Here is a 14,555-nt window from a genome sequence, read left to right on the forward strand (position 1 = left end):
AGAGGCTTTATGACCGATATCACCACGGATACCGACCTTTTTTCTCCCATGCATCTGGGGGCGCTGCAATTGGCTAACCGGATAGTCATGGCGCCCGTCACACGTAGCCGGATGGCCGACGACGGTGTGCCAAATGAAATGCACGCCACTTACTACGCTCAACGTGCCAGTGCCGGCTTGATCATTGCCGAAGCGACGAACATTTCTGCCCAAGGACGTGGCTATGCCATGACTCCGGGAATCTGGTCGCAAGAACAGGTGGCCGGCTGGAAAAAGGTCACCGACGCAGTGCACGCGGCGGGCGGCAAAATTGTCAGTCAGTTGTGGCACGTGGGGCGTTTTTCCAGTGTCGAGTTGCAACCCAACGGCGAAGCGCCGGTAGCGCCTTCGGCGATCAAGGCTGAAGGTAGCACCTACACCGAAAATGGCTTTGTCGAGGTGTCGACGCCTCGTGCGCTGCAAACCTCGGAGATCCCAGGGATCATCGAGCAATACAAGCGGGCCGCCGAGAACGCCAAGCGAGCCGGTTTTGATGGCGTAGAAGTGCATTCGGCCAACAGCTATCTGCTCGATCAATTCCTGCGTGATTCCACGAACAAACGCACCGATCAATACGGTGGCTCCATTGAGAACCGGGTGCGACTGACCTTGGAAGTCACCGAAGCCGTGGTTTCGATATGGGGTAACGACCGTGTCGGTATTCGCCTTTCACCGGTGACCCCTGATGCCGGTAATACGCCTCCTGACAGCAATGTCATGGCGACTTATGGCTACCTGATCCAGCAGCTCAATCAATTGAACCTGGCGTACCTGCATTTTGTTGAAGGCGCCACGGCGACCTCCCGCACCGTGCCCGAAGGCGTGGACCTGGATGCACTGAGTGCCCAGTTTGAAGGGCCATTCATAGGCAATAACAACTATGACCTGGCGATGGCAATCGAACGCCGGGCGCAGGGCCGGATTGATGCGGTGGCATTTGGTCGCTTGTTCATTTCCAACCCCGACCTCGTAGAGCGTCTGCGTCGCGGTATTGAGCTGACCATCGCTCCACGCGAGAGTTACTACGGCGGGGGTGCAAAAGGTTACATCGATTGGCCAACCGCTGACGCCTCAATAGCAAGGTCCCGCGCTAGTTAAGGCGCTGGCGTCGCAATAGCATTCATTGCAAAAAGGTATTGAACATGAATTACCTGCAAAACAAGGTAGTCATCGTCACGGGCGCATCCTCAGGCATCGGCGCGGCAACCACCCGGGCGCTGGTAGCGCAAGGTGCGCGTGTGGTTGCCGCCGCCCTTGATGAAGAGGCGTTGGAGTCTTTCGTCGCTGACCTGCGCGAGGCCGCAAGTGAGGTGGTCGCGTTTACTACTGATGTGACTCAACCGGATCAAACCCAGGCACTTGCCAGGTTTGCCCGTGAAACATACGGCGCCATCGACATTCTGGTGAACAACGCTGGCCTGATGCTTTTTTCCCGTTGGGTTGATCTGGCCGTGCAGGATTGGGAAAAGATGATCGATGTGAACATCAAGGGTTACCTCAACATGACGGCTGCAGTATTGCCGTTCATGTTGGAACAGAAGTCCGGGCAGATTCTCAATATGGACTCTGTTGCAGGGCATCAGGTAGGGCCGTCTGCGGGTGTCTACAGTGCGACCAAGTTTTTCGTCCAGGCCATGACCGAGTCCATGCGCAAAGAACTTGGCGTGCAGCACGGTATTCGCGTTAACACGATCAGCCCTGGCGTCATCAATACAGGGTGGGCGGACAAGGTCAGTGATCCGCAGGGGCGCAAGGCTGCCCAGGCGCTGAACCGGATTGCTATTGGGCCTGACGATGTCGCCCGTGCAGTGATTTACGCGCTCAACCAGCCGGAAAACGTCACCGTCAATGACTTGATCATCTCGCCGACGCGCCAGGATTGGTAGCGGGCGGCGGTCATTGACTCATTCAGCAAGCCCCCTCGGCTATGTCAGGCGAGCGGTGTGGCATCTCATCCCCCATGAAAGGAAAAACAAGCATGTCGAAGAATATCAAGGCAGTACCTACCCACGCGTACGACGCTGTCATCGCCACAGCCAATCAGTACGTGGAAGGTCTGCGTACCGGTAATGCTCAAAGCGTTGCACAAGCCTTCCATCAAGACGCAGTGATGTATGGGTTCACCAATGGCGAGTTGCTCGGCGGCCCGATCAACAAGCTGTTTGATTTCGTTGCGAAGAACGGCGGCGCACCCCAAATCACCACTCGCCTTGACGTATTGGCAATTACGCCGAGCACCGCAGTAGTACGTGTCGATATGGAAAACGATGCGATTGGCGCCGATTACAACGACTACCTGACACTGATCAAAATTGAGGGTGTCTGGAAGGTGATTGCCAAGGTGTATCACCAGTTCGACGCGTAAGCATCAACCGATCCCGGCACCCCTGATGTCGGGATCGCCGGGCTGTCTATTCAAAGGGTCATACGATGCCAATGGTTGAATTCTCCGCTGTTTTGAACGCCGTGCACAACGCGCCTGAAGCGTGATGAAGAAGTTTGGTGAGATCCAGCAATGGCACCCTGCGATTGTCAAAAGCAGCCTCGAAGACGGCAAGTCCGATGGGGCTGTTGGGTGTCTGCTTGCTCAGTGTCGATGAGTCCAACGGTAGGCCCTTAAAAATAATGAACCCTGCCTGCGCCTGTGCACCCAAAGTTACATAACCTGGAGGTGCATCATGCAAACCACTTACTTCTGGATAGGCCTGGCAGTGATCCTCGTACTGCTTGATGCGTGGATCATCAACAGCATCTGGCGCAGCGATAACGCCTCGGCGAGCAAGGCAGGCTGGAGTGCGGTAGTCGTGGTCCTGCCGTTCCTGGGCGCCGCGATATGGGCGATTGCCGGCCCAAGGGGTGTCACCAAGGGGCCGTCTTCTCCCGAGCACAGCAAGGGCTGAGTCCGGGCCGCGCTATGAACAACCCAGGCCCCGACGACTTACAGAGCCGCAACTACCCGGTACCGGAAGATATGGCCTTGCAGCGCAAGGTCTGGCGCTTTGAGCGGGTGGGTTGGTACGCGCTGCTGGTGCTGATGGGGCTGAGCCTGGCGGGCCTGTTTTCCAGCGGGCCGCTGAGCACTCGCGAAGTGCGCAGTGCCGATGGGCAGTTGCGCGTGGAGTACCAACGCTTTTTACGCAATGGCGCCTCCGATGGGCTGGTGATTCATGTGCAAGGCAAGGCGCAACAACCCCTGGAGGTCGAGCTGAGCGGTGAGCTGCTGCGCGGTTTCAATATCGAGACGCTCCAGCCGCAGCCGCTCAAGGCCAGGGCTGCCGGGGAGGGTGTAAGCGTCTGGATGCTGAGTGACAGCGCTGGCCAGGCCGTGTTGTACCTGACCTTGCGCAGCGACACGATGGGCAGTGTGGATACCCAGGTGTCGCGACCAAAAACGGGCGCGTCCGTGCGCTTTTCTCAGTTCATCTACCCTTGAACGCCTGCTCCACTCCTACCGGCGTGAGCGGCACAGTTTTTCGATCAAGGAGATCAACGAATCATGGCCCACGGGCTTGCTGACATGCGCATTAAAGCCTGATTCAGTCGCCTTTTTCTGGTCATTGCCTGCGCCGTAGCCGGTCAATGCAATGGCGGGAGCCTGTCGAAGGTGGCCTACTTTACGCAGCTTCTGCATCAGCTCATGGCCATTCATTTTAGGCATGCCGATGTCCGAAATAATCACGTCGTACTGGGCATCCCGGGCTGTTTCAAGTGCGCTTAACGGGTCGCTGAAGGCGCTCACTTGGGCGCCTTCCATTTCCAGCAGCATGTTCAGCACCTCAAGGACTTCGGCTGAATCATCGACCAGTAACACCTTGAGGCCATTGAGGCGCTGATCTTCGTTCTGGGTAGCGCCGCTATCCAGCAGATGATCCTGCTGTTCGCACAGCGGCAACCAGATCGAAAAGGTGCAACCGAAGCCCAACCCTCGCGAATGCACGCTCACCGAACCACCATGGGCCTCCACCAGCTGCCGCACCAACGACAAGCCAATGCCCAGGCCTTCACGCTGGTGAGTCTGGTGCTGGTTTTCCGCTTGCCCGAACAGGTCGAAGATTTCTTCCAGGCTTTCTTGGGCCAGGCCCGCGCCGCTGTCGATGACGTCCAGTTGCGCGCGCCCGTCCGAGCGGCTGACCACCAACTGCACCTGGCCGTCTTCGGGGGTGAATTTCAGGGCGTTGTTGACCAGGTTCCAGATCACTTGCTCGATGCGCGTGGGGTCTACGTCAACGATCAACGGGCCCGGCACCGAAGGTGTCTGAAGGCTGACCTGGCGACGATGACCGTCGGCAAGGACCACGCTGTGAATGTCCTTGAGGGTGCGAATCAGGTCGATCGGTTGCTTTTTCAGCTTCAGTTTGCCCGTGCGAACCCGGGCGACGTCCAGCAGGTCGTCAATGATCCGCGCCTGGCTGGACACCGCTTCGCAGATGGTATTGACCGCCTTGATGGCCGGGCCCGCAACCTTGGTGGCGGGCAAGCGCCGCAACAGTTCGGCGTTCAGCTGGATCAGGTTCAACGGGTGCTTGAGTTCGTGGGACATCACCGCGAAGAACTCATCCTTGAGGTGGCTGTTGGTCTGGGTTTCCTTCAAACGCTGACTCTGTTCATCCTGGGTGCGCTTGTGGCCGGTGAGGTCGCGGGCAATCTTGACGTAGCCGCGCAAACTGCTGCTCTTGAGCTGGGTGACCTCGCCGCTGCAATAGAAGCGGCTGCCGTCCTTGCGCACATGCCAGCGTTCATCTTCGCCACGCCCATGTTCGCGGGCGGTGCGCAGTTCTTTCTCCGGCACGCCAGCGGTGCGGTCTTCCGGGGAGAAAATCAGATCGTAGTAAGCGCCCAGCACCTCGTCCTTGGTGTAGCCGAAGATCAGTTCGGCACCGGTGTTCCAGTCGGTGATGGCGCCGTGGTCATCGAGGATGATGATGGCAAAGTCGTGGGTGCTCTCGGCAACCAGGCGCATGCGCTCCTCGCCCAGGCGCAGTTCCTCTTCGGCCTGACGCCGCTTGGTGATATCAATGAAGGTCAGCACGGTGCCATCAATGTGATCTTCGCTGGAGCGGTAGGGCAGCAACCGCGCAATGTACCAGCGGTCGTCGTTGCTGCTGATTTCCCGCTCGATCATGCTCAGGGACTCAAACACGGTGGCGGCGTCTTCGGTCATTTGCGGGTAATCGAGGCGGTGGGTGATGTCCAGCAACGAGCGCCCGGTGTCTACCGGCAGCATGCTGAAAATATCCGTGGCCCGTGGCGTGAACCAGCGAATGCGCATGTTGCGGTCGACGAAGACCGTGGCGATGTCGGTGGACGCGATCAGGTTGGTCAGGTAATCGTTGACCTTGTCCGTCTCTTCCACCTTGGTCTTGAGCTCGAAATTGACGGTCAGCAATTCTTCGTTGATCGACTGCAACTCTTCCTTGCTGGTTTCCAACTCCTCGGTGGCCGAGCGCAGTTCTTCGTTGACCGCCTGCATTTCTTCGTTGGAGGCCTTGAGTTCCTCGCTGGAGACTTCCGCCTGTTCGATGGTGTCCTGCAGGTGCAACTTGGTGCGTTGCAGCTCGCGCTCCAGGTTGCTCATGATCGCGTTTTCGGCCTGGGTGACGGTGTCGATGTCGGGCAGCAACGGGTCGACGGCGGTTTCCTGGAAGATCACCAGCACGTAGTCGTTTTCGGTCGCTTCATCGCGGTAGGGGCGGGCGCTGATGTCCACCAGGAAGGGGCCTTGCTCGCGTTGGATGCGGATCTTGCGCGAAGACACCGGGCTATTCGATTGCTGGACCTGAAACAAGGTGGTGCGGATATCGAGGCGTAAATCGGGATGCACCAACGTCAGCAGGTTGTGCGTCACCTCGCCGGCCACGTAGCGCAGGAATCGACCTGCGCCTTCGCTCATGTGCAGGATATCGGCCTGCATATTCACGATAACGCTGGGCGGCGCGGCTTTTTCCAGGGCGCGCAGATGGATGTCTGCGAACGAGACCTTGCTGGGCGCCTTGGTTTCAATCGCCAGCGTCGTGGCGCTCGGGCGCAGATAGCCGCCTCGCGGCATGGTCGGGGCGCGGCGCACGGCGGACGAGCCGGCACGCACCCTGAAAATGCGGTTGCGCTTGTCCACCGGTACAAACAGGTCCAGGCAGCCGTCGGCCGACTCCGAGGAGCCGAGGAACAGGTAGCCACCGGGACGCAACGCGAAGTGGAACATTTGCAGGATGTCGCGTTGCACTTCGCGGTCCAGGTAGATCAACAGGTTGCGGCACACGATCAGGTCGATCTGCGAGAACGGTGGGTCGGCCAACAGGCTGTGTTTGGCGAACAGCACCTTTTCGCGAATTTCCTTGCGCACCCGGTAGTGCTGGTTCTTCTCCTTGGCAAAGTACTGGCGCAGCCGTTGAGGTGGTACGTCGGTGATGATCGCTTCGGGGTACACGCCGTTGCGGCCATGGGTAATGGCCCGCTCATCAATATCGGTGGCAAACACCTGCATCTTTGCACCGCTGGCGTCCAGCGCCAGTTGCTCGGCCACCAGCATCGCCAGGCTGTAGGCCTCTTCGCCGGTGGAGCAACCCGCCGACCAGATGCGCACCTCCTCACGGTGCGGCACGCTGTCTTCCAGTGACTTCACCAGGTTGGGGATCACGTCCCGCTCAAGGGCTTCGAAGGCCTCGCGGTCGCGGAAGAAGTTGGTCACGCCAATCAGCATGTCGCCCAGCAACGCCTTGGTTTCGTCCGGGTTGGCCTGGAGGAAGTTGTAATAGGTGGCCAGGTCGGGTTGAGCCGTGACCTGCAAGCGCCGCTCGATACGACGCAACACCGTGGCGCGTTTGTAATGCTTGAAGTCATGCCCGGTACTGGCGCGCAACTGGATCAGAATATCCAGCAACAGCTGCTCGGCCACGGCGGCATCGCGTTCGGAGCTGGGTGGGATGGTCTTGATCTCAGGATCGTTGGCGGTGGGCAGCACAATCGACTGGGCATTGCGCCACAGTTCCAGCAGCTTCTGCGGCATTTCCACCACCGGCAGCACCAGGTCGACCATCTGGGTTTCGATGGCCGCCAGCGGCATGCCATCGTACTCGGCGTCTTCCGGTGCTTGTACCAGGGTGATGCCGCCTTGCTCTTTGATCCGCGACAGCCCCACCGCGCCGTCTGAGCCGGTACCAGACAGGATCAGGCAAAACGCGCGTTCTTTATGGGTGTCTGCCAGGTCGCGAAAAAACAGGTCGATGGCAATGTGCGATCCACCTTCGCGCACGGCAGGCGAGACCGCCAGGTAACCATCGTTCATCTTCAAGAGCTGCGCCGGGGAGATGACGTACACGTGATTCTTTTCGATGGGCGTGGCGTCATTGACCTGCGACACCGGCATGCGGGTCGTTTCCTGGATGATCTTGTCTGCCACGCTTTGATGGTCGGGCGAAAGATGCAGGACCACCACGAAGGCCATGCCGCAGTCTTTGGGCATGTGCTCGAAGAACGCTTTCACGGCTTGCAGCCCGCCCGCCGAGGCACCGATACCCACCACCGGGAAATTCAAGTTACTGGGGGTCAGATCTTTGCGTTGCGGAACGTTGGGGGACCGCGGGGGGGCAGACTTCATAAATACCAACCTTGGATAACGGCGCACAGGAAGACGGGTGTAGGGGGAAGAATTTGAACAACGTGGGCGAGGGCTGAACCGACAGTGAAATATAGCTGAAAACCTGCTGCCAACAAAAAAAGCCTTGAAGCCACCCGGTCATTCGACGGACCACTTACTGCCGGTTGAGGCGCGCAACCTGCGGAAGGTTTAATCAAACTGACGAGTGGCCATCGCGGTTGCACGGTTATCCGATTTTCTGAAAATCCGTCTGAACTTCGCTTCCTGGCGAACCCTCGCAAAGAGAAACCCACCCAGGAGACGTTCTGATGAACAGCTATCCAAAACCACCCTTCAACGCCCAGCAACAGCCCGTACCCGGTGAGCAGCGCAAGATGGACCCGATGCCCGATTGCGGTGAGCAGTCGTACCAAGGCTCGGGCCGGCTCGCCAATAAAATCGCCTTGGTCACCGGGGCCGACAGCGGCATCGGACGGGCCGTGGCCATTGCCTTCGCACGTGAAGGCGCGGACGTGGCGGTGTCGTATCTGGATGAACATGAAGACGCCAAGGAGACCGCACGCTGGGTCGAGGCGGCGGGTCGTCAATGCCTGTTACTGCCCGGCGACCTGGGCGATGCGGCGCAGTGCACGGCCATCGTCAACGACACCGTGGAGAAGTTCGGCCGCATCGATGTGCTGGTCAACAACGCAGCGTTCCAGATGACCTATCAATCGCTGGAAGACATCCCCGACGAGGACTGGGTGAAAACCTTCAACGTCAACATCACCGCGATGTTTCGCATCTGCAAGGCCGCGCTGCCGCATATGGCCGAAGGCAGTTCGATCATCAACACCAGCTCGGTCAACTCCGATATGCCCAACCCCAGCCTGTTGCCCTATGCGGCCACCAAGGGCGCGATTGCCAACTTCACCGCCGGCCTGGCGCAGATGCTCGGCGAGCGGGGGATTCGCGTCAACAGCGTGGCACCCGGGCCTATCTGGACGCCGTTGATCGTCTCGACGATGACGCCGGACATGGTGAAAAACTTTGGCGGCAACACCCCATTGGGACGCCCAGGCCAGCCAGTGGAAGTGGCGCCGATCTATGTGCTGCTGGCGTCGGATGAAGGCAGCTACATCTCCGGCGAACGCTACGGCGTGACGGGTGGCAAGCCGATACTTTGATCAGTGATTGAGGAGGGCGGTATGAGCGAAGCCTCGAAGCACCACGAGCCGAATCCTTCTGAGCGCAAGGTGCGCCCGCCGGCGGCTAAGCGAAACGATAAATCGCGGGCACCGCCAGGCGGACAACAGGCAAAGGAGCAAGGCGGTGTTGCTCCGGGAGGGCCTTCGACAGACCCTGAGTCAGGGGCGTGAACGCGAGGGGATATACACTCGGCCTGACATCCTGATGGGTTGTCAGGCCGCTATCGCAGGCTGACGTTATTTGCGCTTGGAACGATGAATTCGCATCCACTCCCGATAGGCCACTGTACGCTGCGCATCCGCACGTTTCTTCGCCTCGGTAAACCGTGCCCACGTCTGCGCATCGCCGCTGTAGGACTCAATGATCTCGTACGCCAACGCGTCCAATCGATCCGCTTCGAAGAACATCTCGGCGTTTCGCGTGACCTCGTCGTCCCGCCTGTTTGTAGTTGTGTAACCAAGAGTCTGACTGTTCATCCTCTGAGGCCCTCCGCCCATTGAATCTGTGCCGCGCCACTCCAGCGCACCTGGGTAATGCCGTATTTCTCCGCCATCGGTTTGGACACACGCTTGAACGTGTGTTGCCCGAATTTGGGGATCACCGCCACACCAGCGTCACAACTGGCCCAATGCCAAGCCTCGGCATTGTCCATGCGCGGTGCGCGCACGATGAAGGACTTGGGCTCGCCATGCAGCTGGTACTCGATAGTGAATAGGTCGTTGTGTTTCATGAGGCCTCCTTGATACTCATGAACTACAGATATTTGACGTCAAAAATAATTCAAATAAGTTGTCCGACAATTCGATGGCTGGGCGCAAGGCATGGATGAAGCCTAATCATCTACCGTAAAGGTGACCCATCCGGGCCCATCGGCCGGGCGTTGCAGCTCGGCGATGACACCGCTGACGGAGGATCCGTCGGGCAAATTGACGGTGATAAAGTTGGGATTGCCTGGCCAATCCATTGGCGTGTCAAAGTCCAGGCGCGCGATGGTCGGTTTACCGCTACTCGTCATTTGGATGTTTTTTGATTCGTTAAGGCATTCATATGAAGGTGTTCCAAGATGGCGCGAGGCAGTGATGACACTGGCAATACCTTGGTAGTCGTAAGACATGCTGGGTTACCTCATAAAGGGGGGACAACGAAGATCAAATGTGGGAGCGGGCTTGCTCGCGAAAGCGGTGGATCAGTCACATCAATGTTTAATGGACCGACGCCTTCGCGAGCAAGCCCGCTCCCACAGAGGAGTTGTGCTTGACTGGCTGCTATTCGGGGTTTGCCCCGTTTTCATTTGTGACGAGCCGAATATTTGCGCGCAACGACAACGCCGCCCACTAGCAGCGCTGCGCCTATGGCAACCATCCCATAGGGCGTACGGCGGGTTTGCCGCCAGCCGCCTTCGACACGACGTTCGCCGCTTGCCGGGGTGTAGAGGTTGCCCGTAGAGGTCGCGGCGCGCTGGCTGCGCTCCAGGCCGAGGCGGGTGAGCCAACCGGATAACCGGGCAAAGCCGGGCAGCAAAAAATGCGCGACGCGGGCCACGGTGGCAGCGCTGCCTACCGTGGTGCTGTCCCTCGGTTGCAGCGCACAGGCCACCATCGCTTGCGCGACTTTATGTGGGTCGTAGACCGGTGGCGGTGGCGTCAACTCGTGGCCGGTAAAATTGCCGCCATCGCGAAAGCCCGGTGTGTCCATCACGGCGGGATAGATGTCGCACACATGAATATCCGGGTAGTCAGTCAGCTCGCCGCGCAGTGCCTCAGTCAGGCCGCGCAGGCCGTATTTACTGGCCGAGTAGGCGACGGCATAGGGCTGGGCTACCCAACTGCCCAGCGACAAGGTGTTGATCAGAGTGCCGCGGTGCTGGGCTTTGAAATAGGGCCACGCCACGTGGGCGCCGCGCAGGTACCCGAGCAGGTCGGTTTGCAGCACCTGTTCGTGGGCTTCCAGGGGCGTGTCCTCGAAACTGCCGACGGCGCCTACTCCGGCATTGTTGATCCAGATATCGATGCGGCCATTGCCGAAGGCCGCCGCTTGTTCGGCAAGGGCGCGCATCTGGTCGCCCTGGGTTACATCGGTTTTAACGGCGATGGCCTCGGCGCCACGCGCAGCGCATTCCTCGACGACCTCTCCCAAGGCCTTTTCATCTCGGGCCGCCAATACCAAGCGGGTACTTTGCTCGGCAAAGGCGTGAGCAGCCGCGCGACCAATGCCACTGGAGGCGCCGGTGATCACCACGGTCTTGCCGTGCAGTTTCCCCTTGGCCTGCATGACGCCAGGCGAATCCTCGGGCACGTGGACGGGCACCGGGTGCAGTTGCAAGCGGGTACCGTCAGTCAGTACCAGGGTCAGGTTCTCGAGGGTGCCAGCGACGCGGTCGGGAAATACCGGTTCGCCTGTGGCGTCGAGCTCATCATAGATAAACGTCTGGCCCTCAAGCCATCCGACTGCTGTCATCAGTTCAGGGCCCAGGTAGTACTTTCCGTCCAGGAAAAACCCGCTGAAGTTCGGTGTGCGCTCCAGGTTTTCCACGGCGTATCGCTCGCCAGGCCTCATTCCGGTTGCGGTATCAATCATCATGACATCCTCCTTTGGCTGGTCTTGGGGTAGAGAAGGGCCCGCAAATGATCGTTCAATCCAAATGACTGAATGGCGGTGTCAATGTTGATGGGCCTTCAGGGTCGGGTCGGCGATCTGGATAACCGTGCCCTGGCGCCACGCGTCCGCGCCGGGCGCGATGGGCGGCGCGGGGATATCGGCACGCGTCTTTTTCTTGTCGGCACTGTCGATGCCCAGTCGTTTATCTCGTTCGGCGACCATACGCGGGTCAGCCTGGCCGTCTGCGGTAAACCCCATCATCAACTGAGGCACGCCTAACGGCAGGCGTTTATCCAGATCGGTATGCCAGGTGTGCCAGGTCTTGCCGTAGGTGTGCACCAGCTTCTCCATCAGCGCATGTTCCGCCGCCTCAGGAATGCCCGGCGCGACCAGTTGCCCTGACTTCACTTCATGCACATGGCTATGCCACAACGCCTTTTCAGGCGCGGGCAGTGTGTTGAACTGCGCCTCGCTGATGATGTACTCCACGCCCATCAACTTGGCATCCTTGCGGTTGCCGTCGTAGATCACACACTGGATGACCTCCTCGTTGAGGATTGCGCAGTAGTGATGGGCTTCCATTTGCACATCGGGATGGCCGTTGTAGAAGTGAAAACCGTCCAGGTAGGCGTTCAGGGCATCAATCGGTGGGCGTGATTGCAGCAGGGCGGCGCCGGCTTCCAGCGTTCGGGTCGAAGGCGTTGTCGGCTTCCCAGGTGCCTCGACATTCGAAGGTGAGTTGTTGCCAGCGCAGGCGCTGAGCAGGGACAGCGCAACTGCGGCGGATAGGGATTTTGTCACTCGATGGGTTGGGGTGTCAGTCATGGTCGGCTGCCTCCTGTTGCCGGTATGGTCACGTTCGAGGATCTGCGTCAGGGCTGATCCTGTTCTCGTTGGAAAGACGCGCGTACAGGGCGTTCAAAATGCTTTGAGTTGAACACTCACTCATTCATCAGGTCGTTTTTTATAGAGGCGCTGACAGCGCAATTGCTTACCTGCCAGTGAGGTGTTCATCCCATGCACAAGACTGAAAATCGAGCGTCGATGCTGCTTACCCAATTGCTCCGGGCACGCGGGCCGGGCGGTCAGGAAGACGAGGTGCGCGCCATTTGCCTGGAAAGCCTGACGCCGTTGTGCGATGAGGCCTGGGTCGATCGGGCGGGTAATGTGGTGGGTTTGATCAAGGGCAAGCACAACGATGCCGAGCCTGCCGGTGCGGTTAAAGTCATGGCACATATGGATGAAATCGCCATGGTGGTTAAACGCGTCGAGGCGGATGGCACGTTGCGGGTGACGGCGCTGGGTGGGGCCAACCCGGTCAACTTTGGCGTGTGCCCGGTGGATATCCTGGGGGACACACGCATCCTTCCTGGCGTGCTGTCCTTTGGCTCGATGCACGCCACCAGTAATACGGCACAAGGGGCTGATGTGCTCTCGGGCGATGTGCACTGGAACGACGTTCATGTGATCACGCGATGCACTGCCCAGGCATTGTGCGAGTACGGCATTCGGCCCGGAAGCCGTGTGGTGCTGAGCCGTCATTGGCGCGAGCCCTTCCAAGTGGGCGATGCCATTGCCGCGCATTTTCTGGATGACCGCGCCCCGATTGCTGCCGTTCTGCATACAGCCCAGCTGCTGGCTTCGCGCCGGGAGGCGTTGGCCAGGGATGTCTATCTGGTATTCACCACGCTCGAAGAGGAGTGCAATGCCGGGGCAATGTATGCCGCGTCGACGCTACCCGGCGACACCACCATCGCGGTGGAGGTGGGGCCGGTCATGCAGGAATACGGCACGCGCCTGGCCGTCGACCCGATCATCAATACGGGGGACCAGAAAGGCTATTACACCCGGGCGGTGGTCAACGACCTGGCGGCTGCCGCAGAGCGCTGCGGCTACAGCCCCCAATATGCGCTGTTGGTGGATTTCGCTTCGGATGCCAGTGCGGTCATGAGTAACGGGACCTGCGCCCGCGCCGGCTGCCTGGCCATTCCAACGGAAAATACCCATGGTTATGAATTGATTCTGGATGGGGCGGTGCAGGCCTGTGCCGCGACATTGGCCGAGTACCTTGCAGCCTGATAGACGGTGCAAGGTACGCTGACCGGTGAAGGGCTCAGATTGGGCCGCTTGGAGAATCTGTCTCCTGCCTGATGTCATCGGCCGCATTGGGTTGCCCCAGCTTGCTGTATTGCTCGCGCAATTTTTGCAACTCTCGCGACCCAAGCTTATCCAGGCTTAACGCCGCATTGTGAGCTTCTTTGGTGGCACGAATCAGCTCGTCCAGTTTCAGATGAAGAATATCGTTGTCGCGGTTCTGGGTATTCTGGATCAGGAACACCATCAGGAAGGTGATGATGGTGGTGGAGGTGTTGATGATTAACTGCCAGGTGTCGTTGTATTGAAAATAAGGCCCGGTGAGCGCCCAAACAGCAATCAAGCTGACGGCCGTCAGAAAGGTTTTTGAGCTGCCCGCCTGGTTGGAGAGTTTTTGGCAGAATTTCGCGAACTTCATGGTGCTGTCTCCTGGGGGATGTTCCTCTGTAGACCCCAGCAGATTTTCGAAATTCTTTTTTACAAATCGATTTTTTTTGACAAAAATCAATCAGCAACACCCCTCTGCACAGGAGCGTTCAGCATGTCGGTCGCTGCTTCTATCGTTGAATACCTCAAGCACCATCAATTGGTCATCACGGCGGCGGAGTCGTGTACCGCAGGCAAGATCATCACCTTGCTTTCACAGGTCGACGGCAGCGGTTCATGGATCGAAAGCGGGTACGTGGTGTATTCGCCAGAGGCGAAACAGCGGCTGTTAAACGTACGCCCTTACACCATAGAAACGTTCAACCTCACCAGTTGTGAGGTCGCCCAGGAAATGGCCCAAGGCGCGCTGCGCGACAGCCCCGCCGATGTGGCGGTCGCCACCACTGGCCTGCTGGGGCCGGATGGGATGGACGGCATTCCTCCAGGCACTGTCTGTTTTGCCTGGGCCTATCGAAACGGCGGGGCACTGAGTGTGTTCAGTCGCAAGGAACGCTTTATGGGTTCTCGTGAGCAGGTGCAGTTGGCCGCGTCTCTTCATGCATTGAAATGGCTGCCGCATTTTCACCAACGGGCGATGGCCGGTGAACGCGCCTAA

At 59.0% G+C, this 14,555-nt stretch carries 15 protein-coding genes; 8 read left to right on the plus strand and 7 right to left on the minus strand.

Annotation, left to right across the window (positions count from 1 at the left end; genetic code table 11):
• Window positions 1-9: 9 nt before the first annotated feature.
• The 5 genes from JMV15_RS22270 (at window position 10) to JMV15_RS22290 (ending at window position 3,472) form a co-directional block, all read left to right on the plus strand.
• Window positions 10-1,137: an alkene reductase gene (locus tag JMV15_RS22270; RefSeq protein WP_038449734.1), complete on the plus strand. Its 1,128-nt coding sequence runs from the start codon at window positions 10-12 to the stop codon at window positions 1,135-1,137.
• A 44-nt stretch (window positions 1,138-1,181) separates the two neighbouring features.
• Window positions 1,182-1,925 (plus strand): SDR family oxidoreductase, encoded by a 744-nt coding sequence (locus JMV15_RS22275; protein ID WP_032892370.1) that lies wholly within the window; start codon window positions 1,182-1,184, stop codon window positions 1,923-1,925.
• A gap of 92 nt (window positions 1,926-2,017) precedes the next feature.
• A complete protein-coding gene (locus tag JMV15_RS22280; RefSeq protein WP_038449737.1) occupies window positions 2,018-2,404 on the plus strand; it encodes a nuclear transport factor 2 family protein in 387 nt (128 codons plus the stop codon).
• A gap of 313 nt (window positions 2,405-2,717) precedes the next feature.
• Window positions 2,718-2,939, plus strand: a complete 222-nt coding sequence (locus JMV15_RS22285) for a PLDc N-terminal domain-containing protein (RefSeq protein ID WP_003190416.1) — start codon at window positions 2,718-2,720, stop codon at window positions 2,937-2,939.
• Between the two features lie 14 nt (window positions 2,940-2,953).
• Window positions 2,954-3,472: a hypothetical protein gene (locus tag JMV15_RS22290; protein ID WP_038449740.1), complete on the plus strand. Its 519-nt coding sequence runs from the start codon at window positions 2,954-2,956 to the stop codon at window positions 3,470-3,472.
• 15 nt (window positions 3,473-3,487) lie between these two features.
• Here JMV15_RS22290 and JMV15_RS22295 read toward each other — a convergent pair whose 3' ends face one another.
• The gene (locus JMV15_RS22295; protein WP_038449742.1) at window positions 3,488-7,633 is read right to left on the minus strand and encodes a CheR family methyltransferase; all 4,146 of its coding nucleotides are present in this window, start codon (window positions 7,631-7,633) and stop codon (window positions 3,488-3,490) included.
• Window positions 7,634-7,941: 308 nt separating this feature from the next.
• Here JMV15_RS22295 and JMV15_RS22300 point away from each other — a divergent pair, with 308 nt between their 5' ends.
• Window positions 7,942-8,799 carry an SDR family oxidoreductase gene (locus JMV15_RS22300; RefSeq protein WP_014718015.1) on the plus strand — a complete coding sequence of 286 codons (858 nt, stop codon included), beginning with the start codon at window positions 7,942-7,944 and terminating at the stop codon, window positions 8,797-8,799.
• Between the two features lie 258 nt (window positions 8,800-9,057).
• On the opposite strand, the gene JMV15_RS22305 is transcribed toward JMV15_RS22300, so the two are convergent.
• From JMV15_RS22305 to JMV15_RS22325, 5 genes are all read right to left on the minus strand, one after another.
• On the minus strand, window positions 9,058-9,297 hold the full coding sequence (locus JMV15_RS22305; protein WP_019821471.1) for a hypothetical protein: 240 nt from the start codon (window positions 9,295-9,297) through the stop codon (window positions 9,058-9,060).
• Window positions 9,294-9,551, minus strand: a complete 258-nt coding sequence (locus tag JMV15_RS22310; RefSeq protein ID WP_003190423.1) for a DUF6555 family protein — start codon at window positions 9,549-9,551, stop codon at window positions 9,294-9,296. Before JMV15_RS22310 ends, JMV15_RS22305 begins: the two co-directional genes overlap by 4 nt.
• Before the next feature lie 102 nt (window positions 9,552-9,653).
• Window positions 9,654-9,935 carry a hypothetical protein gene (locus tag JMV15_RS22315; RefSeq protein WP_038449744.1) on the minus strand — a complete coding sequence of 94 codons (282 nt, stop codon included), beginning with the start codon at window positions 9,933-9,935 and terminating at the stop codon, window positions 9,654-9,656.
• A gap of 173 nt (window positions 9,936-10,108) precedes the next feature.
• The gene (locus JMV15_RS22320; RefSeq protein WP_032903514.1) at window positions 10,109-11,398 is read right to left on the minus strand and encodes an SDR family oxidoreductase; all 1,290 of its coding nucleotides are present in this window, start codon (window positions 11,396-11,398) and stop codon (window positions 10,109-10,111) included.
• A gap of 81 nt (window positions 11,399-11,479) precedes the next feature.
• Complete coding sequence (locus tag JMV15_RS22325) at window positions 11,480-12,244, minus strand: OBAP family protein (protein ID WP_014718018.1); 765 nt, start codon at window positions 12,242-12,244, stop codon at window positions 11,480-11,482.
• Window positions 12,245-12,436: 192 nt separating this feature from the next.
• On the opposite strand from JMV15_RS22325, the gene JMV15_RS22330 reads away from it, so the two are divergent.
• Window positions 12,437-13,498 carry a M28 family peptidase gene (locus JMV15_RS22330; protein WP_038449746.1) on the plus strand — a complete coding sequence of 354 codons (1,062 nt, stop codon included), beginning with the start codon at window positions 12,437-12,439 and terminating at the stop codon, window positions 13,496-13,498.
• A 34-nt stretch (window positions 13,499-13,532) separates the two neighbouring features.
• Here the strand turns inward: JMV15_RS22330 and JMV15_RS22335 are convergent, their stop codons facing one another.
• Window positions 13,533-13,931 carry a low affinity iron permease family protein gene (locus tag JMV15_RS22335; RefSeq protein ID WP_038449747.1) on the minus strand — a complete coding sequence of 133 codons (399 nt, stop codon included), beginning with the start codon at window positions 13,929-13,931 and terminating at the stop codon, window positions 13,533-13,535.
• A 123-nt stretch (window positions 13,932-14,054) separates the two neighbouring features.
• Here JMV15_RS22335 and JMV15_RS22340 point away from each other — a divergent pair, with 123 nt between their 5' ends.
• Entirely contained in the window at window positions 14,055-14,555 is a 501-nt protein-coding gene (locus JMV15_RS22340; RefSeq protein WP_038449748.1) for a CinA family protein, read from the plus strand.

The organism is Pseudomonas paracarnis, assembly GCF_904063055.1.
GTDB lineage: Bacteria > Pseudomonadota > Gammaproteobacteria > Pseudomonadales > Pseudomonadaceae > Aquipseudomonas > Aquipseudomonas paracarnis.

Excerpts from the sequence above, each read along its gene's own strand:
- JMV15_RS22295 (WP_038449742.1), bottom strand. The coding sequence starts at position 7,633 with ATGAAGTCTGCCCCCCCGCGGTCCCCCAACGTTCCGCAACGCAAAGAT.
- JMV15_RS22335 (WP_038449747.1), bottom strand. The coding sequence starts at position 13,931 with ATGAAGTTCGCGAAATTCTGCCAAAAACTCTCCAACCAGGCGGGCAGC.
- JMV15_RS22270 (WP_038449734.1), top strand. The coding sequence starts at position 10 with ATGACCGATATCACCACGGATACCGACCTTTTTTCTCCCATGCATCTG.
- JMV15_RS22280 (WP_038449737.1), top strand. The coding sequence starts at position 2,018 with ATGTCGAAGAATATCAAGGCAGTACCTACCCACGCGTACGACGCTGTC.
- JMV15_RS22290 (WP_038449740.1), top strand. The coding sequence starts at position 2,954 with ATGAACAACCCAGGCCCCGACGACTTACAGAGCCGCAACTACCCGGTA.
- JMV15_RS22320 (WP_032903514.1), bottom strand. The coding sequence starts at position 11,398 with ATGATTGATACCGCAACCGGAATGAGGCCTGGCGAGCGATACGCCGTG.
- JMV15_RS22330 (WP_038449746.1), top strand. The coding sequence starts at position 12,437 with ATGCACAAGACTGAAAATCGAGCGTCGATGCTGCTTACCCAATTGCTC.
- JMV15_RS22300 (WP_014718015.1), top strand. The coding sequence starts at position 7,942 with ATGAACAGCTATCCAAAACCACCCTTCAACGCCCAGCAACAGCCCGTA.
- JMV15_RS22275 (WP_032892370.1), top strand. The coding sequence starts at position 1,182 with ATGAATTACCTGCAAAACAAGGTAGTCATCGTCACGGGCGCATCCTCA.
- JMV15_RS22325 (WP_014718018.1), bottom strand. The coding sequence starts at position 12,244 with ATGACTGACACCCCAACCCATCGAGTGACAAAATCCCTATCCGCCGCA.
- JMV15_RS22285 (WP_003190416.1), top strand. The coding sequence starts at position 2,718 with ATGCAAACCACTTACTTCTGGATAGGCCTGGCAGTGATCCTCGTACTG.
- JMV15_RS22310 (WP_003190423.1), bottom strand. The coding sequence starts at position 9,551 with ATGAAACACAACGACCTATTCACTATCGAGTACCAGCTGCATGGCGAG.
- JMV15_RS22315 (WP_038449744.1), bottom strand. The coding sequence starts at position 9,935 with ATGTCTTACGACTACCAAGGTATTGCCAGTGTCATCACTGCCTCGCGC.
- JMV15_RS22340 (WP_038449748.1), top strand. The coding sequence starts at position 14,055 with ATGTCGGTCGCTGCTTCTATCGTTGAATACCTCAAGCACCATCAATTG.
- JMV15_RS22305 (WP_019821471.1), bottom strand. The coding sequence starts at position 9,297 with ATGAACAGTCAGACTCTTGGTTACACAACTACAAACAGGCGGGACGAC.